Genomic DNA, 22,198 nt, shown 5'->3' with positions numbered 1-22,198 from the left:
AGAATTCGTAGCGTAGGAAATAAAAAAGAAGCTGAGAAAATTGAATTTCACAGCCTCGCTATCGTATCGATTATTTACTGTCTTTACGTAATAAATCACGAATTTCAGTTAATAATACAATATTCTCTTCTACGACAACTTCTTCTTCTTTTGGTTTTACCACCGTATTGGCGATTTTAACAAAAATGAATAATGCGAATGCAATAATAATGAAGTCGATGATCGATTGAATAAAAATACCATATTTAATGCCATACATTGACCAGTTTTTCGCAAAGTCAACTTCGCCAAATAATAAACCGATTAATGGCATGATGATGTTTTCAACTAATGATGTAACAATTTTATTAAAAGCGGCCCCCATGACAACTGCAATTGCTAAGTCAAGCACGTTACCTTTTAACGCAAAGTCTTTAAATTCTTGTAACATGTCCAATTCACCTCTATTTGCAAAATTTTGAATATCAAAAACGATTATACACGAATGCATCATTATTTCAATACAAAATTTTCATAAACTTCATACATTTCTCAGTACATTGATTATATGATAATGTTTTGTTATGGTATATATGTCGATTGCACTTTTAATTTAATTATTGAGTTTTTTTAATTATTAGTGTGTGATACTTAAAATTTAATATGAGGAAAGGGAGTATGTTATTTTATGAATTCTTCAACTCCAGAACCAAATGGTAAGAAGTTTTCTCCTGTATTCTTAATTAGTGCGATTATCGTTTTTGCGATTGTACTCATTGGTGTATTCATCCCAACGCAATTTGGTGAATTTACGAATACGATTAAACTTTGGATTACAGATAAACTGGGTTGGTATTATCTTATTTTAACTACGATTATCGTATTCTTCTGTATCTTTCTAATTTTTAGCCCAATTGGAAAGTTAAAGTTGGGACGTCCAAACGACAAACCGGAATTTAATACAGTTTCTTGGTTTGCGATGTTGTTTAGTGCAGGTATGGGGATTGGTTTAGTCTTCTACGGGGCAGCTGAACCTATTTCTCACTTTGCGTCTCCACCTAATGCAGATCCACAATCTACGGAAGCATTTACCGAATCGTTGCGTTCGACATTCTTCCATTGGGGGTTTCATGCATGGGCAGTCTATGGTGTTGTTGCGTTAGCGTTAGCATATGCACAATTTAGAAAAGGAGAACCGGGATTACTCTCTAAAACGTTGCGCCCAATTTTGGGAGATCATGTCGATGGTGTCATCGGAACAATTATTGACGTGTTAGCAGTGTTTGCAACAGTGATTGGTGTTGCAGTTTCACTTGGTATGGGGGCATTACAAATCTCAGGTGGTTTAAATTACTTATTTGGTTTACCTAATACAATTGTGACGCAATCTATCATTATTGTTGTCGTAACCATCTTATTTATTATGAGTGCATGGTCAGGATTAAGTAAAGGGATTCAATATTTAAGTAATTTAAACATTGGACTGGGCACATTATTATTGCTTGCGGGTCTCATTGTTGGACCGACAGTGCTCATTTTAAATATGTTTACAAGTTCAACAGGTAGTTTGTTAAATTCATTCTTATTCAACAGTTTTGATGCAGCAGCTACGAACCCACAAAAGCGTGAGTGGATGTCTGACTGGACGCTTTATTATTGGGGTTGGTGGTTAAGTTGGAGCCCATTCGTTGGTGTCTTCATCGCACGTGTATCAAAAGGACGTTCGATTCGAGAATTTATTTCAGGTGTTTTACTTGTACCTGTCATCGTAAGCTTTATTTGGTTTAGTGTATTTGGTGTATTAGGGATTGAAACGGCTAAGAAACATAAAGAGATTTTTGATATGTCAGCAGAAACACAACTGTTTGGTGTATTCAACCATATCCCGCTTGGCATTGTTTTATCAATGATCGCGTTATTACTTATTGCGTCATTCTTTATTACATCAGCAGATTCGGCGACATTCGTTTTAGGTATGCAAACAACGAATGGTTCACTTTATCCAAGTGCATTCATTAAAGTGACTTGGGGAATCGCACAATCATTAATCGCGTTCGTCTTGTTACTTTCAGGTGGCGGTGACGGAGAAGCAGGTTTAAACGCCTTGCAAAGTGCTGCGATTATTAGTGCATTGCCGTTCTCCTTTATCGTGATACTGATGATGATTAGTTTCTATAAAGATGCCAATAAAGAGCGTAAATTCTTAGGCCTTACTTTAACACCGAATAAGCATCGTTTGAAAGAATACGTCGCGAATTCACAACAAGATTATGAAGACGAATTAATTTCAAAACGTAAAGGCTTACGTGAGCAAGAAAAATAGTATCGATCGAAAGGAGCTAGGACATTGCGTTTCCTAGCTCCTTTCTTATGATGAACGAAAAGCAAAATGTGGAAATATCAAATCAATTAAGGTGAATGGGGATAAAATTTTTGATGCCATTGATGCATTTTTTGTTAAACTTGGCCTTCCTATGATTGATGGTTTTTTTGATTGCCCAGAAGGCTTCGCGCTCTTCCTAGGAGCTGCCAGGAGGTTGTGACGAAAGCGTTTAGGATTTGAGCAGAACCGAGCGATAAGCAAAATTGATTTCCAAATTTTGTTGAAATCGCGGGAGTTCTGCCGAAAATCCTACATTTGGAACACCGTTTATTGATTTCGCAGTGCATCCAATCATCGTCACCTCAATCACTACAGCAATCAATATGAGCCACTTTCAAACACAAGAGAAACACACTATTATTCCACACTATCCCATAGGAGTCTCAGCCTTCTGGACAATCTTTTATCAAATATAGCGAAACTGAGTGTAAGTTTATGCAATCAAGCAGACAATAGCATCAATTTTTTGTATCCCATTCCCCCACTTTCCGACTGTTTCAAAATTATTAATGAATCATAAATCTAGGAAGGGGTTAAGGCCAAAAATTTTCCATGTCACAACCTCTTAAACTTAATGATGGCCAATGTTTGACGCACTAACTGTCTAGATGAAGCTAACTGAGTCGATGAAATGGAAGTGTGCCCTCTTTCCTTGCTTTTGTCCATGCAAGATTGCCGGATGGACGAGACGCCCGAGGGATCAGACGAAGCCGAAAATTCAATTTGGCTTCAAACAAGTGTAAACCTTAATCAAGCCAAATTTAGTTGAGGCGAGTCCCTGGGAACGCGAGGCCAAGACAGCAATCGTTTGCAAGTGACATGTTCAAAAAGGGAAAACCTGGAAAGGCGAGTCCATTACAGCAATTGTGAAAATTTAAAAAGGTGACCAATGAGGTAATTTGATGAAAATGCATCAAGTTAAGATAATTAAAAATTTAATTCCCATCCCCATATTTGATCGAGCACTTAATGATAGCGCTTCGGGTCACCACGCTTTGCTCTTTGATTCTATTTTAATCAAACGCTAAAAATTTTGTTCTTCGTTAAAATTCTGCTTTTATCAAACCGAACTACTGTTAATGAAAATCATTCTCAATTAATAACATATACTTATAACGCTATATCATCATCATAACTTTTACTTATAATAACTGATTAGAAAGTCAAAACTCCAAATGGTTACTTTTGCGCTCCATTTAGTTGTTTTCATAAAGCGTTAATTATACAATTAAATAAACGGCATATAAAAATATCAGGGGGGATATTCAATGGCTTCAAATTTAAAAGCACAAGCAAAAAAGTCATTCCAATTAAATGGTAAGAACTTAACGTATTACGATTTAAACACTTTAGAAGAACAAGGTTACACACAAATTAGTCGTTTACCATACTCAATTCGTGTGTTACTTGAATCTGTTTTACGTCAAGAGGATGGCTTTGTTATTACGGATGAACACATTAAAGCACTTTCATCTTTCGGTAAAGAAAACGAAAAAGGTGAAGTGCCATTTAAGCCGTCACGTGTTATTTTGCAAGACTTTACTGGTGTGCCAGCGGTCGTGGACTTGGCTTCATTACGTAAAGCGATGGATGATGTAGGTGGGGACTTAACTAAAATCAATCCTGAAGTACCAGTAGACTTAGTTATCGACCACTCTGTACAAGTAGATAGCTATGCGAATCCTGAATCGTTAGAACGCAACATGAAATTAGAATTTGAACGTAACTATGAGCGTTACCAATTTTTAAACTGGGCGACAAAAGCGTTTGATAACTATAATGCAGTACCGCCAGCAACAGGTATCGTTCACCAAGTTAACTTAGAGTATTTAGCGAATGTTGTCCACGTACGTGAAGAGAATGGTGAGCAAGTTGCATTCCCTGATACGTTAGTAGGTACTGACTCTCATACAACGATGATCAATGGTTTAGGTGTTCTCGGTTGGGGTGTTGGTGGTATCGAGGCTGAAGCGGGTATGCTCGGTCAACCTTCATATTTCCCAATTCCTGAAGTGATTGGTGTACGTTTGACGAACGAATTACCACAAGGTGCGAATGCTACAGACTTAGCTTTACGTGTAACTGAATTATTACGTAAAAAAGGCGTTGTTGGTAAATTCGTTGAGTTCTTCGGTCCTGGTGTAGACAAATTACCACTTGCAGACCGTGCGACAATCGCAAATATGGCGCCTGAATATGGTGCGACTTGTGGTTTCTTCCCAGTTGACGATGAAACATTAAAATATTTACGTTTAACAGGACGTTCTGACGCGCACATTGAAACAGTTGAGACATACTTAAAACAAAACCACTTGTTCTTTGATGTCAATGAAGAACCGAACTATACAGATGTGGTAGATTTAGATTTATCAACTGTTGAAGCGTCTTTATCTGGTCCTAAACGTCCTCAAGATTTAATTTTCTTAAGCGACATGAAAAAAGAATTCGAAAAATCTGTTACTGCACCAGCGGGTAACCAAGGTCATGGTTTAGATAAGTCAGAATTCGATAAAACAGCGACAGTGAACTTTAAAGACGGCTCAACAACTGAAATGACGACAGGTGATATTGCGATTGCAGCGATTACATCTTGTACGAACACATCAAACCCATATGTCATGTTAGGTGCAGGTTTGCTAGCGAAAAAAGCAGTTGAAAAAGGTTTAGAGGTGCCATCTTATGTGAAGACATCTTTAGCACCTGGTTCAAAGGTCGTAACAGGTTATTTACGTGATTCAGGCTTACAAAGTTACTTAGATCAATTAGGCTTTAACTTAGTGGGTTATGGCTGTACAACTTGTATCGGTAACTCAGGTCCATTATTAGAAGAAATTGAAAAAGCGATTGCTGACGAAGATTTACTCGTGACTTCTGTGTTATCAGGTAACCGTAACTTCGAAGGTCGTATCCATCCATTAGTGAAAGCAAACTATCTTGCGTCACCACCACTTGTTGTTGCGTATGCATTGGCAGGTACTGTAGATATCGATCTTCACAGCGAAGCATTAGGTCAAGATCAACAAGGCAATGATGTGTTCTTGAAAGATATTTGGCCATCAATTCAAGAAGTTGCAGATGCAGTGGAAAGCGTTGTAACACCTGAACTCTTTAAAGAAGAATATAAGAGCGTGTATGACAACAACGAATTATGGAATCAAATCGATACAACTGATCAACCGTTGTACGACTTTGATCCACAATCAACATACATTCAAAATCCAACATTCTTCCAAGGTTTATCGAAAGAACCTAGCGCGATCCAACCGTTATCTAACTTACGTGTGATGGGTAAATTTGGTGACTCAGTGACAACGGACCACATTTCTCCAGCGGGTGCGATTGGTAAAGATACGCCAGCAGGTCAATATTTAACAGCGAATGGTGTATCGCCACGTGATTTCAACTCATATGGTTCTCGTCGTGGTAACCATGAAGTAATGGTACGTGGTACATTTGCGAATATCCGTATTAAAAACCAACTTGCGCCAGGTACTGAAGGTGGTTATACAACTTACTGGCCAACTGGTGAAGTGATGCCGATTTTCGATGCTGCAATGAAATATAAAGAAGACGGTACTGGTTTAGTTGTATTAGCTGGTAACGACTATGGTATGGGATCTTCTCGTGACTGGGCGGCTAAAGGTACAAATCTTTTAGGTGTGAAAACAGTTATTGCGCAAAGTTACGAACGTATTCACCGTTCAAACTTAGTGATGATGGGTGTATTGCCTTTACAATTTAAAGAAGGTGAATCTGCCGATACATTAGGTTTAGACGGTACAGAAACAATTGCAGTTGACCTTGATGAAAATGTTCAACCAGGTCAAACAGTTAAAGTGACAGCGACGAAAGAAGATGGTACAACAGTTGAATTCGATGTAACTGCACGTTTCGATTCAAATGTTGAGATCGATTACTATCGTCACGGCGGTATTTTACAACTTGTATTACGTAAAAAGTTAGCTTCAGCCTAATGGCATAAGATAGACTTTTAATGATAGGGGATAAGGTCATGATTGGCGCTTATCCCTTTTTATTATGGATTTGAGTCATGTCTTTTCATTGGGCGCTGAGTGATGAGAAAATGCGAGTCATCTCTCAGTCGAACACGTAAGACGAATCACTTTATTATAATCATATTATGTCAACTTAAATATTCTAATTGATTTTTAAAACGCATTAACTAGGGGTTCACACTGTATCGAATTGATCAAAATATGCGATAATGTCATAGAGATGAATGAAGTTAAAGTTTCAAATTGTGAGACAGCGCTGATTAGAACCGACGATGACTTTTCAAATGCAGCATGTTTCTCTTATATAGAAAGAAGGTAAAAGAATGATTTATGCATTAACAGAAATTGAAGCAAGATACCAAGAAACGGATCAAATGGGTGTCATTTATCACGGCAATTATGCGACTTGGTTTGAGGTGGCACGTACGGATTACATACGCAAGCTGGGCTTAGATTATGCAGAAATGGAACAAGCAGGCATTGTGTCGCCAGTAACTGAACTCAACATTCAATATAAAAAAAGTGTGACATATCCTGAAAAAGTGACAATTAAAACGTGGGTTTCTCGATTTTCGCGTTTACGTTCTCGTTATCAATACGAAATTTATAATGCAAAAGGTGAGCTTGTTACGACGGGATATACAGATAATGTTATCATTACGAAAGATGCGGGGAAACCTGTCCGTTTAGATAAAGCATTTCCGAACTGGTATGCTGTGTACCATGATGTAGATCAACGTAATCAAGCTGGAGAAAATCAAGAAGTCAAATAGAGGCATCAGTAAGCAAGCCGAAAATGTTGAGATAGGGCCGAAGTGAATCAATCAAGGCCTATAATAGCATACGAAATAAAAAACAATTTTAACACTGTGGCTAAATTTTTAATTCCACCGTGTTAATAATCAACAAAGACCATGCCCCCTTTTCCGAAGTTAACGTGAGAATGCCCCAATGGACGAGACTCTTGAGGGATCAGCTGAACCGGAAAATCCACCAACGCTTCAACACATGTTTAATTTAATGGAAGCGTTGGTTAGTTGAAGGTTCAGCCCCTAAGAACGCGAGTCCATAAGGGCAATCGCAAGTTCACGGCATGTTCAGCATCTAGTAATAGAGGGCGTGTGCCATAAGATATATCAAGAACTAAAAATCAAAAATGAAGCCACACCCTGTTAAAACCATTTCATCAACAACCTAAGCTTCAATAGCCTCCGCTTGATAAATCACTTCATCATCCTGAATATCAATATGCAAGATGTGATCCTCAAAATACCAAACGTCTTTTTCGGCAATTACGATGCGAATGTCGTTAAATGTTTCCTCAAAGCCAATTTCATCAATATCACTTTCAAATTCTACATTAAAAGCGGGGCTAAAGCCTTGTTTGAGTTGGAATTCGCCACCATAACGCACATAGAATTGTAATACTTTTCCTTCTTCAGGTAATTCTAACTCGTCTCTGAACCATTGGACAGCGTCATCTGTAAGTTCAATTTTCACGTAAAAAAACCCCTTTCAATATTAAGGTTAATGTTATTCAACCTTATTGTAAGGGGTTTTCAATGAAATTTAAAACTTTATGATTACATCCATTTAATTTTCGGTTCTGTGCCTTTAATAATGCGTTTAATATTGCTCATATGTCGATAAATCAACAATATCGCCACTACAAAGCTTGTAATTAGCATAATGTAGTCACTCACAAAGAAAGAGCCGATAACACAACAAATAGCCGCAATAATACTTGATAAAGAAACGTATTTTGTTAATTTCAAAATAGCGAAAAAGATAGCTGCAAGAATCAGTAACAAAATTGGATTGACCGCGAGCATCACGCCAGCACTTGTTGCAACAGCTTTTCCACCACGGAATTTTAAGTAAATCGGATAAACATGTCCTAGAATTGCAAAAATTCCTACGAGTAAACCGTGTATTTCTACGTTGAAAAGTACGGGTAAAAATACAACGATAAAGCCTTTGAATATATCAAAAAATGTGACTGCAAAACCAGCTGGCTTCCCAAGTACACGAAAACTATTTGTGGCTCCCATATTACCACTACCGTATTTTCTAATATCTTTTTTGAAGAAAATCTTACCAATTAAATAGCCACTTGGTATTGAACCAATTAAATAGCTAACGATGAATAGTAGGATTAACACCATGATTCTTCACATCCTTTTAGTACCTACTCCTATTTTAACATAATTTAAGAGAAAATGAGGTATTTTTATATTTTATTGAATTGCTTTATGCTATTAATGAATTTAAAAATGTATCATTGATTCATTATGATTTTACATAGATAGCAGTTTGTAATCAATAGTCGATACACATAAAAATAATATTAATTTATGCTGCTATTTAGATTAGGCTTGCATTTTACCTTGATTTATATAAGAATAGCTATTGTATAGTTTGATAAACGAACGTATGTTTGTAGGAGGGGAATTGAGTGTCTGCAAAAAAGGTTAATAATTACTCTGATGATGCGATTCAAGTTTTAGAAGGACTTGAAGCCGTACGTAAAAGACCAGGCATGTACATAGGTTCTACAGATAAACGCGGTTTGCACCATTTAGTATATGAAGTCGTGGATAACTCTGTAGATGAAATTTTAAATGGATACGGGAACGAAATTAACGTAACAATCAATGAAGATGAAAGCATCACTGTGGCAGATAACGGTCGTGGTATGCCAACAGGGACACACCGTTCAGGTAAGCCGACTGTTGAAGTGATTTTTACGGTATTACATGCAGGTGGTAAATTCGGTCAAGGCGGCTACAAAACGTCAGGTGGTCTGCATGGTGTAGGGGCATCGGTAGTGAATGCTTTAAGTGAATCATTGACTGTAGAAATTCATCGTGACGGCGAAATTTTTGAACAGCAGTTCGCTCACGGTGGCGTACCTCAGACGAAATTGATTAAAAAAGGAAAGACGAAAAAAACGGGTACAACTGTAACATTTAAGCCAGATCCTGAAATTTTCAAGTCAGCAACAAGCTTTAATTTTGAAACTTTAAGTGAACGTCTTCAAGAGTCTGCATTTTTATTACAAAATTTAAAAATCACCTTGGAAGATCGTCGTGCAGGGAAAGAACGTAGCGAAGCGTATCATTACGAAGAGGGGATTAAAGCTTTTGTGAGCTATGTCAATGAAGGTAAAGAAGTGCTGCATGATGTCGCTTTGTTCCAAGGTACAGCGAATGAAATTGAAGTCGATGTGTCATTCCAATATAACGATCAGTACTCTGAAAGTATTATGAGCTTCGTTAACAATGTGCGTACAAAAGATGGTGGAACACATGAAGTCGGTTTTAAAACTGCGATGACACGTGTATTTAATGAATATGCTCGTCGTATTGGTGATTTAAAAGCGAAAGATAAAAATTTAGAAGGTAATGATATTCGTGAAGGTTTAACTGCCATTATTTCAGTACGTATTCCTGAACATTTATTACAATTCGAAGGTCAAACGAAGTCTAAACTCGGCACGCCAGAAGCAAGAAGTGCAGTTGATGCGATTGTCGCTGAGAAATTGCCGTTTTATCTAGAAGAAAAGGGTCAACTGTCTAAATCACTCGTTAAAAAAGCGATTAAGGCACAACAAGCACGTGAAGCCGCACGTAAAGCGAGAGAAGATGCCCGTTCTGGTAAAAAGAATAAACGTAAAGACACGTTATTATCAGGTAAATTAACGCCTGCACAAAGTAAAAACATTGAAAAAAACGAACTGTACTTAGTCGAAGGGGACTCAGCGGGGGGGTCTGCTAAATTAGGCCGTGACCGCAAATTCCAAGCGATTTTACCATTGCGCGGTAAAGTCATTAACACTGAAAAAGCACGTTTAGAAGATATTTTTAAAAATGAAGAAATCAATACGATTATTCATACGATTGGTGCAGGCGTAGGAAATGATTTTAACTTAGAAGACAGCAACTACAACCGCATTATTATTATGACCGATGCGGATACTGACGGAGCCCACATTCAAGTGTTGCTATTGACATTCTTCTTCAAATATATGAGACCGCTCGTGATGGCAGGACGTGTGTACATCGCCTTACCACCCCTTTATAAGTTAGAAAAAGGGAAAGGCAAAAATAAAAAGGTTGCATATGCTTGGACAGATGAAGAATTAGAAAAGTTGCAACGTGAAATGGGCAAAGGTTTTGTGCTGCAACGTTACAAAGGTTTAGGTGAAATGAACCCCGATCAGTTGTGGGAAACAACGATGAATCCTGAAACACGTACACTGATTCGTGTGCAAATAGACGATGAAGTCCGCTCGTCTCAACGTGTTTCAACATTGATGGGGGATAAAGTAGCACCGAGACGTGAATGGATTGAGCGCCATGTTCAATTCGGTATGCAAGAAGATCTAAGTATTTTAGAAAATGAAGAAATTCAAATTTTATCAGATGACGATATTGCAGAGGAGGACGCATAATGGCTGAAATCATCCAAAATTTACCTTTAGTTGACGTTATTGGTGATCGTTTTGGTCGCTACAGTAAATACATCATTCAAGAGCGTGCTTTGCCTGATGTGCGCGATGGATTGAAACCGGTGCAGCGTCGTATTCTGTATTCAATGTATTCGAACGGCAATACGTATGATAAACATTTTCGTAAAAGTGCCAAAACAGTCGGGGACGTGATTGGTCAGCTGCATCCACACGGGGACAGTTCTGTGTATGATGCAATGGTCCGTTTGAGTCAAGACTGGAAATTACGTCACGTGCTCGTTGAAATGCACGGGAATAACGGGAGTATTGATAATGATCCTCCTGCTGCGATGCGTTACACTGAAGCGAAATTAAGTCAGTTATCTGAACAAATTTTACGTGATATTCATAAAGATACTGTTGATTTTGTACCGAACTATGATGATACCGAAATGGAGCCTATGGTATTGCCGGCACGTTTTCCAAATTTATTAGTGAATGGTTCTACAGGGATTTCAGCGGGTTACGCGACGGATATTCCACCGCACAACTTAGCGGAAGTCATTACGGCGACGTTGAAATATATCGACAATCCCGATCTGACAGTGAAGCAGCTCATGAAATATATTAAAGGGCCTGATTTTCCGACAGGCGGTATTGTTCAAGGCATCGATGGCATTAAAAAAGCTTATGAGACAGGTAAAGGGAAAGTCGTTGTACGTGCCAAAGCCGACATTGAAACGTTGCGTAATGGGCGTAGTCAAATTATCGTGACAGAAATTCCTTACGAAGTGAATAAAAGCAGTCTCGTGAAAAAGATTGATGAGTTACGTGCAGACAAAAAGGTTGAAGGGATTGTCGAAGTGCGTGATGAAACCGATCGAAGTGGCTTACGTGTCGCTGTTGAATTGAAAAAAGATGTAAATGCGACATCAATTTTAAACTTCTTATACAAAAATACTGATTTACAAGTGGCGTACAACTTCAACATGGTTGCGATTACAGAAGGACGCCCAAAATTAATGGGAATCAAGCCAATTATTAGTAGTTATCTCAACCACCAAATTGAAGTTGTGACACGTCGTACAAGCTTTGATTTAAAGCATACAGAAGAGCGTATGCATATTGTTGAAGGGCTGATGAAGGCACTTTCTATTTTAGATGAAGTCATCGCATTAATTCGAAATTCAAAAAATAAGCGTGATGCGAAAGATAATTTAGTTGAAACGTATGACTTTACCGAAGCCCAAGCAGAAGCCATTGTGATGTTACAACTTTATCGTTTAACGAATACGGACATTGTGGCATTGCAAGAAGAGTATGATGCTCTTAAACAAAAAATTGCGGCATTGAAACATATTTTAGAAAACCACGATGCATTACTCGATGTGATTAAAGAAGAGTTATCTGAAATCAAAAAGCAATTTAAACAGCCACGTCTGTCGGTCATTGAAGAGAAAATTTCTGAAATTAAAATCGATAAAGAAGTGATTGTCCCAAGTGAAACAGTCATGTTAAGTCTGACGCAAGAAGGGTATATTAAACGGACATCGTTAAGAAGTTACAATGCGAGTGGTAAAGAAGAAATTGGCTTAAAAGAGCGCGATGGTGTGTTGAAAATCATTGAAACCAATACACAAGATTACGCGATGGTCTTTACGAACAAAGGCCGTTACTTGCTCATACCTGTGCATAAATTGCCTGACGTGAAATGGAAAGATTTGGGTCAACATGTGTCTCAAATCGTGCCAATTGAAGAAGACGAACGTGTGGTAGATTGTTACACGGTGTCTGAATTCAATGATGAGTGCGCAATTATTACAGCGACACGCCAAGGTATGATTAAGAAAAGTTTGTTGTCTGGCTTTAAGTCAACGCGGACAACAAAGCCGCTCGTAGCGATGAAAGTGAAAGAAGGCGATGCGCTCATTTCGGTGGTGCTTGTGCCAACAGATGCGTCGTCACAACTTATTACATTGTTAACACACCGAGGCATGTCACTGACTTATCCGATGTCTGAACTGCCAGATACTGGATTACGTGCAGCTGGAATTAAAGCGATTAATTTAAAAGACGAAGATCATGTCGTTCTGGCTGATCACATTCAAACAGAAGATACGATTTTAATTGCGACACAACGCGGGGCATTGAAGCGTATTGGTTTTAAAGTGTTACAACAAGCGAAACGTGCACAACGTGGTATTACGTTATTAAAAGAGTTGAAAAAGCAACCACATCGCGTTGTTGCAGCACGTGTATGTCGCCCTGAGCAGTCAAAATATCGACTTGTATCTCAACAAGATGAGACAACAGGATTGATCAAAGACATTCACTTGTCAGAACAGTACACAAATGGTAGTTTTGTGGTTGATACGAGTACATTCGGTGAAATTGAAGACCTATATGTGGACTAGTATTAAAAAATAGATAGTCACTTTTGCACAATGATGATAAAATGAGACTAGTTATTTTAAAATGACACTGACATTTAAACTGAAGAGTAAAGAGGGGTTCGAGTGAGAGATTTTGATAGTTTAATTCCGGATTGGTTTAAAGCATTTATTCAAATAGGGAACGACTTGATTTGGTCACAATACTTAATCGGGTTACTGTTGACAGTAGGTTTGTTTTTCTCAATTAGTTCAAAGTTTGTCCAAATTCGATGGCTTCCTGAGATGTTTCGTGCATTAACCGATAAATCCGAAACTTTAGAAAGTGGTAAGAAGGGGATTTCATCATTCCAAGCTTTTGCCATTAGTGCAGGCTCGCGTGTAGGTACAGGAAACATTGCCGGTGTTGCAACTGCGATTGTGCTTGGTGGCCCTGGTGCTGTTTTTTGGATGTGGATTATTGCAATCATTGGTGCAGCGAGTGCCTTTATTGAAGCAACGTTAGCACAAGTTTATAAAGTGCCTGACAAAGAAGGGGGCTTCCGCGGTGGTCCTGCTTACTACATCACAAAAGGGCTGAATCAACGTTGGTTAGGTGTGTTATTTGCGATATTGATCACTGTGACATTCGCATTTGTTTTTAACACAGTACAATCGAACACTATTGCGGAGTCATTAAATACACAATATAAAATTAGTCCTGTTGTGACGGGTATCATTTTAGCAGTCATTACAGCGATTGTTATTTTCGGTGGTGTGCGCAGTATCGCAACATTATCATCAGTGATTGTACCGGTCATGGCAATTATTTATATTTTAATCGTGTTAGTCATTTTAGTGATGAACATCGATCAAATTTTCCCGATGATTTCTACAATCATTAAAAGTGCTTTCGGTATCGACCAAGCAACAGGTGGTGCAGTTGGTTTTGCTGTACTACAAGGTGTGAAACGTGGTCTTTTCTCAAACGAAGCAGGGATGGGTTCAGCACCGAACGCAGCTGCAACTGCCGCAGTATCACATCCTGTAAAACAAGGATTAATTCAATCATTAGGTGTATTCTTTGATACGATTTTAGTTTGTACAGCGACAGCGATTATGATTTTATTATATTCAGGTTTGCGATTTGGTGAAGGTGAAGCACAAGGTGTGGCGGTGACACAATCTGCATTAAATGAACACTTAGGCAGTGTAGGTGGGGTTTTCTTATCCATCGCCGTTGCATTATTTGCGTTTTCATCTGTTGTGGGTAACTATTACTACGGCCAATCCAACATTGAGTTTTTATCCACTAATAAAATTGTGTTATTTATTTTCCGCTGTCTTGTCGTTATTCTTGTATTCGTTGGTGCAGTTGTAAAGACCGAAACAGTTTGGAATACGGCTGACGTATTTATGGGATTAATGGCTATCGTCAATATTATCGCCATTATCGGTTTGTCCAATATTGCTTTAGCGGTTATGCGCGACTATCAACGTCAACGTAAAGAAGGCAAGCGCCCGATTTTTAAACCAGAAGAATTAGAAATCAATTTATTTGGTATTGAATCTTGGGGAAACGCTCTTCATAAAAATAAAAACAAGGATTAATTCAAACATGGGCTGGGGCAGCATTTGCCTACAGCCTTTATTTTATAGACACTTTCCACTATGATGAAGTGAACAATCCTATAAATTAATAACTAAAAAGTGTCGTACAAATCTCAACTTCGAAAATTAGTGCTTTCAATTCTAGTCATTTCGTTATATGATTTGAATTGTACTTTGAAGAGGTGACATAAAAGTGAATCAATATACGATAAAAAAAGTCCTCAACAACAACGTGCTCATTTGCGAATATCAAAAATCAGAAGTTATTATTATTGGTAAAGGTCTTGGATTTAATAAAAAACCAGGGATGAGAATTAATGATTTGGATACGATTGAAAAAGTGTTTAAGTTGGAAAACAAAAACGAACAAGATCATTATAAGATGTTAGTTGAACATACCGATGAACGTGTCTTGCGTGCAGTTATTGATTCTGTGCAGATGATTATGACGCATTTTGAACTGCATCATGAAGAATCCTTTATTGTCTCATTAACGGATCACTTAATTTTTGCATTGAAACGCTTAGAAAAAGGACAGTTAATTAAAAATCCATTTTTAAGTGAGACAAAATACAGTTATCCAGAAGCGTATAAAATCGCTAAAAAGGTAGTGGCGCGTATTAACTTACAATTGAATACAGACTTTCCAGAAGATGAAGTAGGGTTTATTGCGCTGCATATTGCTTCTCAAGCTGACGATATCGATTTGAGCGAAATGCAAAATGTACCGAAGTTGATTAACAATGCGATTCGAATGATTGAACATGATATGGAGATTCAAATTCCAGTGGCATCCATTCAGTATCAACGGTTTGTGAGACATATTCATTTTCTGTTACAAAGGTTGAAAAAAGGCGAGCGTACGACAATTGAACTGAGTTTTGAAAACCTATTGAAGTCGCAATATCCATTATGCTATAATGTAGCTGTTAAAATAGTTAAAATGATACAATCACAAATCGATGTACAAGTGGACGAAGCTGAAGTCGCATATTTAACGATGCACATTCAGCAATTGTCACTGGCATCTCAAAATCAATCATAAAACGTGTTACTAAGTGAGATTAGGCATGAGTTGAAAATTGTGGGCAAAACGCTCGCAGCTTTTTACGCATGCCTTTTTGTGTTGTGTCAACAAAATAGGAGGGCTTACAGTGAGGAAAAAACTATTTGGACAATTGCAACGTATCGGTAAAGCATTAATGTTACCTGTTGCGATTTTACCAGCTGCCGGTTTGTTACTCGCATTCGGTGCAGCATTACAAGGGGAACAATTGCAATCGTACTTACCATTCATTCAAGCTGATGGGGTACAAAACGTCGCAGAAATGATGGCAGCAGCCGGTAGTATCATTTTTGAAAACTTACCGATTATTTTTGCTATGGGTGTTGCGATCGGTTTAGCAGGTGGTGACGGGGTTGCAGCGATTGCGGCTTTCGTTGGTTTTATCATTTTGAACAAAACGATGGGTGAATTTTTAGGAGTGACACCTGACAATGTGGGTGACGCTGCGAAAGGTTATGCGAGTGTTTTAGGTATTCCGACATTACAAACAGGGGTGTTCGGCGGTATCATTATCGGTGCTCTCGCGGCATGGTGTTATAACAAGTTCTATAACATTTCGTTACCATCATATCTTGGTTTCTTTGCAGGAAAACGATTTGTACCAATTGTGATGGCGACAACATCATTTTTACTTGCATTCCCAATGGCACTCGTTTGGCCAGTGATTCAAAATGGTTTAAACGCATTCAGTGAAGGTTTATTAGATTCCAACACAGGTTTAGCAGTCTTTTTATTCGGTTTTATTAAGCGTTTATTAATTCCATTCGGTTTACACCATATTTTCCATGCGCCATTCTGGTTTGAATTCGGTTCATATACAAATATGGCGGGTGAAATTATTCGTGGTGACCAACGTATCTTTATCGAACAAATTCGTGAAGGTACAAACTTAACAGCGGGTAAATTCATGCAAGGTGAATTCCCAGTGATGATGTTCGGTTTACCAGCTGCAGCATTAGCGATTTATCATACCGCAAAACCTGAAAACAAAAAAGTAGTTGCAGGTTTGATGGGTTCAGCAGCATTAACATCATTTTTAACAGGTATTACAGAACCATTAGAATTTTCATTTTTATTTGTAGCACCATTATTATTCTTTATTCATGCGGTATTAGACGGTTTAAGTTTCTTAATTTTATACTTGCTTGATTTACATTTAGGTTACACATTCTCTGGTGGCTTTATCGACTTTGTATTACTCGGTATCTTGCCAAACAAAACGCATTGGTGGCTCGTGATTCCAGTTGGCCTTGTGTATGGTGTTATTTACTATTCAATCTTCCGCTTCTTGATTACGAAGATGAATTACAAAACACCAGGACGTGAGGATAAACAAACAGAAACGACGAAAACGACTGCAAGCGAATTGCCTTACGCTGTATTACAAGCGATGGGTGACAAAGAGAACATCAAACATTTAGATGCATGTATTACAAGATTACGTGTTGAAGTGAACGATAAATCAAAAGTCGACGTGGCGCGTTTGAAAGATTTAGGAGCTTCAGGTGTGTTAGAAGTCGGCAACAATATGCAAGCGATTTTTGGACCGAAATCAGACCAAATCAAACACGAAATGCAACAAATTATGTCAGGTCAAGCTGTACAACATTCTGTAGATTTAGATGAAGATAAGGACGAAGCAGTGGTGATTGATAAAGTTGCAGACACGACGGCTGTTACGAAAACAGGACAAGTTGTCGCACCAATGGATGGTGAGGTTGTGCCATTATCTGAAGTGCCTGACCAAGTCTTCAGTGAAAAAATGATGGGTGAAGGGATTGCAATCCGTCCAACGAGTGGTGAAGTGTATGCACCATTTGATGGTAAGGTTCAAATGATTTTCCCAACGAAACATGCATTCGGCTTAGTGTCTGACAATGGTTTAGAATTATTGATTCATGTTGGTTTAGATACTGTAAAATTAAACGGTGAAGGGTTTGCAGTTCACGTTGAAGAAGGTCAAACGATAAAAGCGGGCGATCATTTAATGACAGTGGACTTAGATCTTATCCGTGCATCTGCGAAAAGCGATATCACGCCAATTATTGTGACGCAATCTGAAGTGACAGCGTTGAAATATACAGAGGCAAATGATGTCAAACATGGTGACAAGTTATTTGAAATTTAAGTTGTAACGCACAAAAAGGCTAGGACGATGTTGTCCTAGTCTTTTTTGCGTTTAACGGCTTTGTTTCATGCATATCGCGCCTTCATTGGGTGCGTACGTGATGAAAGTTCCAGATTTTGTCCGATCATTTGAGAGATACATATGACTGAAATGGATAGACGATGGCATTAAAATGGCTCAGCTAGAAAAATACTTTGATATAATAGGTTTTAAGTTTCAATCTGACGTGAAAAACGATAAACTATAAGTAATTTCGAAAAGGCTTGGTGAATGATATGTCTGAAAATCAACATAAGCAAAATGGTATTTCAAAAAACATTGATATCCGAGAAAGCCGCTTCATGAAGTTTTTCGGAGGCAAAGATCTCATTTTTGCGTTACTCGTTTTTATTTTAGTTGGAATTGTGATTTTTATATTCGATCGCGTTTCATATATTTTTCAACCCTTTATTATCATTTTTAATACGATTGCAGCACCGATTATTATCGCGCTCATTCTGTATTACTTATTCAATCCCGTCATTAATTTGATGGAACGGTACAATATTAACCGTATTTGGGGCATTACGATTTTATTTTTAGGCATCATTGGTATAATTACTATCGCAGTGAACTTGCTAATTCCGATTGTATCTTTTCAATTTGAGCGCTTGATGGACAACTTCCCGAATTATTTAAACAAAGTGACATCATTCGCCAATAACATGATGCATATTCCATTTTTATCTGATTACTATTCACAAATTGAAAAGGCTGTGACAGGTTTACAGGAGAAGATTCCTACTTTTGCGGATGGCTTGAGTTCTAAAATTCGTGTTTTCGCTGAAGCTGTCGTGAATATTACAGTCGTTATCGTTACGGTACCGTTTGTATTATTCTTCATGTTAAAAGATGGTCATCGTTTTAAAGAGTTTTCAAATAAAATTGTACCGCCAAAATTCCGTAAAGATGTACATGATTTGTTGGATAAAATGAGTGAACAAGTCGGCTCATACATTCAAGGACAAATTATCGTGTCATTTTGTATCGGTATTTTACTCTTTATCGGTTATTCGATTATCGGTTTAGACTATGCTTTAATTTTAGCCAGTATCGCAGCGGTTACGAGTGTGGTACCTTATTTAGGGCCTACGATTGCGATTTCGCCAGCGATTATCATTTCAATTATTACATCCCCGTTTATGTTGATTAAATTGATTGTCGTGTGGACGGCAGTACAGTTTATTGAAGGGCACTTTATTTCCCCTAATATTATGGGTAAAACGCTGAAGATTCATCCTTTAACGATTATCTTTGTGCTTTTAAGTGCTGGGAACTTACTCGGCGTTGTCGGCGTCATTTTAGGGATTCCAAGTTATGCGATTTTAAAAGTACTCGTTTCGCATATCTTCCTACTGTTCAAACGTCGTTATAATAAATATTATGCAGATGATGCCGGCCCTTATGAGATGCCTAAAGAGGAATATAGTAAAGATTAAATGAGTGTAACACGACGAGATTGGGCGGTTTTGTGAAGCTCAATCTCTTTTTATAAGAATGCACAGTCATTACACTAAAGAAAGGACCCCTATTCATGACAAAACAGCATTGGTTAAAATATTTCAAAATTGCGTTTATTCTCTTTTTGATTGTAACGATTTCTATCATATTAGGACGAGAATTAGCACAAATTGATTTTAAACGTGTCTTTCTTTTATTTAATGAAATTAGCCGAATGGAAACGTTTAGTCTCTTTTTACTCGGCGGGAGTTCGGTGATTTTGTTATCACTTTATGATGTCATTTTAACAGCACGCTTTAAATTATCCTTATCTAAATTTAAAGCATTACGTGTCGGCTATATTATTAATGCGTTCAACAATATTATCGGTTTTGGCGGTTTTATTGGTGCGAGCGTACGATTATGGTTTTATGGTTCGTATACGACTGAACGTAAGAAGTTAGTCAAATTTGTTTCATACATGTTGACGTCCATGTTAACAGGTTTGAGCTTTCTATCCATACTCATTGTGACACATGTCTTAGATGTTAGCTTTTTAGATCGTACATCGGTATGGTTTACTGTTTTTCTCTATATTGTAGCGTTTTTATTACCCGTTTTTATTATTATTTCATGGGTATCACCGGTTGATCGGTCTGCGCGTTGGTTAGGTTCTGTATTCACTTTTGTATCGAGTATGGAATGGTTGTTTGCGAGTATCGTACTTTACTGTTCTTTTATGCTTGTAGGGGTGAACGTTTCATTTCCAATCGTGTTAAGTATTTTCATCGTTGCGGCGATTTCGGGTCTGTTGTCGTTTATTCCTGGAGGCTTTGGGGCGTTTGACCTCATCGTCTTACTTGGACTACAACAGCTCGGTGTAGCGGAAGAAAAGGTCGTTTTAGGGTTATTACTTTATCGTTTTGCGTATTATTTCTTCCCGTTACTCATTGCACTTGTCTTAACTGTATTTGAATTTGGTACAGCAGCACGTAAATATATGCTCGAATCCAAATACTTTTTACCGGCTAAAGAATTGTCTGGGTTTTTAAAATCGTTCCAAAAAGACTTAGTTGGTCTAGTACCATCATTAGCATTGAGTACATTAGTCTTTATGATGAGTCTGATTTTATTACTGAACAATTTTTCGATTATTTTTGATGCAGCCAACAAGAAACATCATTTATTGTTTACATTGTTGTACATATTTAACGTTAGTGCGAGTTTGATTTTATTACTTAATTTACGCGGGATTGTTGCACGAAGTAAACGCGCGATTTTATTTGCGATTGTAGCGATGGTCATTTTGTTACTGTCTAATTTATACGTGTACGGATTATCATTGTTAGTTGTGATCATCGTCTTAATTTTAGCGGCATTGATTTTTGCTTATCGTAAATCACGTGTATTAAAACGACCTGTACGCATGAAAGGGATATTAGCGATGGTTGTTATTAGTGTGATTTTACTGTATTTCAATCAATTGCTTGTGCGTGAGTTTTTATTCGCACTTGATGTGTTACCCCCTAAAGTTGATTTCTTCTTGCTGCGTTCGACATTTTGGTTGTCGATTATCGGTATGACGATTTTAGTCGTTGTGCTCATTTATATCTTTGAATGGAATTATCGTCGTCCAAGAGAGTTGCATGACCGACAAATCGCTAGTGTCATTTTAAAGCAATATGGTGGTCATCTACTGAGTCATTTGTTGTATAGTGAAGACAAGCTTGTGTTTGTGAACGAACAAAAAACGGCATTTGTCATGTACCGTCACGATCGTAGTTCATTTATTGTACTTGGTGATCCAGTGGGTAACAGTTCAGATTTCTATTCACTGTTAACCGAGTTTTATGAATATGCAACGTATTTAGGTGGCGATGTCATTTTTTATCAAGTTTCTAAAGATTATTTGACGTTATATCATGATTTCGGCAATCAGTTTTTTAAATTGGGTGAAGAAGCGCTCATTCCAGTGTCTGACTTTACCGTTGCAGGGAAGAAGCGACGTGGTTTCCGTGCGACATTAAATAAATTAGAGTCGTTAGGTTATCAGTTTGAGATTCTCGATACGCCGTTAGATGAAGCGACATACGAACGCCTCCATGATATTAGTCGTGAATGGTTAGGGAAGCAGCAAGAGTTTTATTTCTCAGTCGGTCGTTTTACACCGTCTTATATCAATGCGGCCCCCGTTGCTGTGTTGAAAAATGAAGAAGGCCGTATCGATGCGTTTTGTACATTGATGCCTGTAGAAGGTTCAACAACGGTGTCAGTCGACTTAATTCGTTGGGATAAGTCACTAGGATTGCCGTTTATGGATGCCCTTTATTTGCATATGATTTTGTGGGCACAAGAAGAAGGTTACGAACGCTTTAATATGGGCATGGCAACCTTGTCGAATGTCGGTCAAGTGCCATATGGTCATTTAAGAGAAAAGTTTGCTGGCCGTTTTTACGAACATTTTAATGGTTTGTATAGTTTCCAAGGCTTGCGTCAATATAAAAGTAAATTTAATCCGGATTGGGAATCACGCTTTCTCATTTATCACCGAGGTCAAAGCGCATGGGAAAGCTTGTTGAAAGTCACACGGGTGATTCGTAAAAAGTAAACATAGATTGAAATGAGGGACTTGGACATTGATTGTTCGGGTCCCTTTTGTAATGATAGAGGCCGTTTTTAAGTGGTAGGTGGAATTTTAAGTAGACATCACGAAGTTG

The 22,198-nt window shown here is 37.9% G+C and carries 13 protein-coding genes; 10 read left to right on the top strand and 3 right to left on the bottom strand.

The genetic code is table 11. The features are described from left to right. Window positions 1-70: 70 nt before the first annotated feature. Window positions 71-430, bottom strand: coding sequence for a large conductance mechanosensitive channel protein MscL (gene mscL, locus EL101_RS07835; RefSeq protein ID WP_019166560.1), 360 nt, complete (start codon window positions 428-430; stop codon window positions 71-73). 237 nt (window positions 431-667) lie between these two features. Here mscL and EL101_RS07830 point away from each other — a divergent pair, with 237 nt between their 5' ends. The 3 genes from EL101_RS07830 to menI all read left to right on the top strand — a co-directional run bounded on the left by EL101_RS07830 (window position 668) and on the right by menI (window position 7,151). Further along, window positions 668-2,302: a BCCT family transporter gene (locus EL101_RS07830; protein ID WP_096596327.1), complete on the top strand. Its 1,635-nt coding sequence runs from the start codon at window positions 668-670 to the stop codon at window positions 2,300-2,302. Window positions 2,303-3,630: 1,328 nt separating this feature from the next. Next, window positions 3,631-6,336, top strand: a complete 2,706-nt coding sequence (gene acnA, locus EL101_RS07825) for an aconitate hydratase AcnA (RefSeq protein ID WP_019166558.1) — start codon at window positions 3,631-3,633, stop codon at window positions 6,334-6,336. 365 nt (window positions 6,337-6,701) lie between these two features. After that, window positions 6,702-7,151: a 1,4-dihydroxy-2-naphthoyl-CoA hydrolase MenI gene (menI, locus tag EL101_RS07820; RefSeq protein WP_096541293.1), complete on the top strand. Its 450-nt coding sequence runs from the start codon at window positions 6,702-6,704 to the stop codon at window positions 7,149-7,151. A 421-nt stretch (window positions 7,152-7,572) separates the two neighbouring features. Here the strand turns inward: menI and EL101_RS07815 are convergent, their stop codons facing one another. Further along, window positions 7,573-7,878 (bottom strand): HesB/YadR/YfhF family protein, encoded by a 306-nt coding sequence (locus tag EL101_RS07815; RefSeq protein WP_096596326.1) that lies wholly within the window; start codon window positions 7,876-7,878, stop codon window positions 7,573-7,575. An 83-nt stretch (window positions 7,879-7,961) separates the two neighbouring features. Next, a complete protein-coding gene (plsY, locus tag EL101_RS07810; RefSeq protein WP_014613976.1) occupies window positions 7,962-8,543 on the bottom strand; it encodes a glycerol-3-phosphate 1-O-acyltransferase PlsY in 582 nt (193 codons plus the stop codon). A gap of 290 nt (window positions 8,544-8,833) precedes the next feature. On the opposite strand from plsY, the gene parE reads away from it, so the two are divergent. The 7 genes from parE to mprF all read left to right on the top strand — a co-directional run bounded on the left by parE (window position 8,834) and on the right by mprF (window position 22,089). Next, complete coding sequence (gene parE, locus EL101_RS07805) at window positions 8,834-10,831, top strand: DNA topoisomerase IV subunit B (RefSeq protein WP_096596325.1); 1,998 nt, start codon at window positions 8,834-8,836, stop codon at window positions 10,829-10,831. Continuing rightward, entirely contained in the window at window positions 10,831-13,242 is a 2,412-nt protein-coding gene (parC, locus tag EL101_RS07800) for a DNA topoisomerase IV subunit A (protein ID WP_096596324.1), read from the top strand. The genes parE and parC overlap by 1 nt, the downstream gene beginning before the upstream one ends. A 102-nt stretch (window positions 13,243-13,344) precedes the next feature. Then, window positions 13,345-14,808: a glutamine transporter AlsT gene (gene alsT, locus EL101_RS07795; protein WP_096596323.1), complete on the top strand. Its 1,464-nt coding sequence runs from the start codon at window positions 13,345-13,347 to the stop codon at window positions 14,806-14,808. A gap of 193 nt (window positions 14,809-15,001) precedes the next feature. Further along, window positions 15,002-15,853, top strand: a complete 852-nt coding sequence (glcT, locus tag EL101_RS07790) for a glucose PTS transporter transcription antiterminator GlcT (RefSeq protein ID WP_096596322.1) — start codon at window positions 15,002-15,004, stop codon at window positions 15,851-15,853. A 109-nt stretch (window positions 15,854-15,962) separates the two neighbouring features. Then, complete coding sequence (gene ptsG, locus EL101_RS07785; protein WP_096596321.1) at window positions 15,963-18,002, top strand: glucose-specific PTS transporter subunit IIBC; 2,040 nt, start codon at window positions 15,963-15,965, stop codon at window positions 18,000-18,002. Window positions 18,003-18,277: 275 nt separating this feature from the next. After that, on the top strand, window positions 18,278-19,480 hold the full coding sequence (locus EL101_RS07780) for an AI-2E family transporter (protein ID WP_096596320.1): 1,203 nt from the start codon (window positions 18,278-18,280) through the stop codon (window positions 19,478-19,480). Between the two features lie 95 nt (window positions 19,481-19,575). After that, window positions 19,576-22,089 (top strand): bifunctional lysylphosphatidylglycerol flippase/synthetase MprF, encoded by a 2,514-nt coding sequence (gene mprF, locus EL101_RS07775; RefSeq protein WP_096596319.1) that lies wholly within the window; start codon window positions 19,576-19,578, stop codon window positions 22,087-22,089. Window positions 22,090-22,198: the final 109 nt, after the last annotated feature.

Origin of the sequence: Staphylococcus delphini (assembly GCF_900636325.1) — a bacterium.
GTDB lineage: Bacteria > Bacillota > Bacilli > Staphylococcales > Staphylococcaceae > Staphylococcus > Staphylococcus delphini.
Note: the sequence above shows the minus strand (reverse complement) of the source record. Positions and strands in the feature narration are given on the sequence as shown.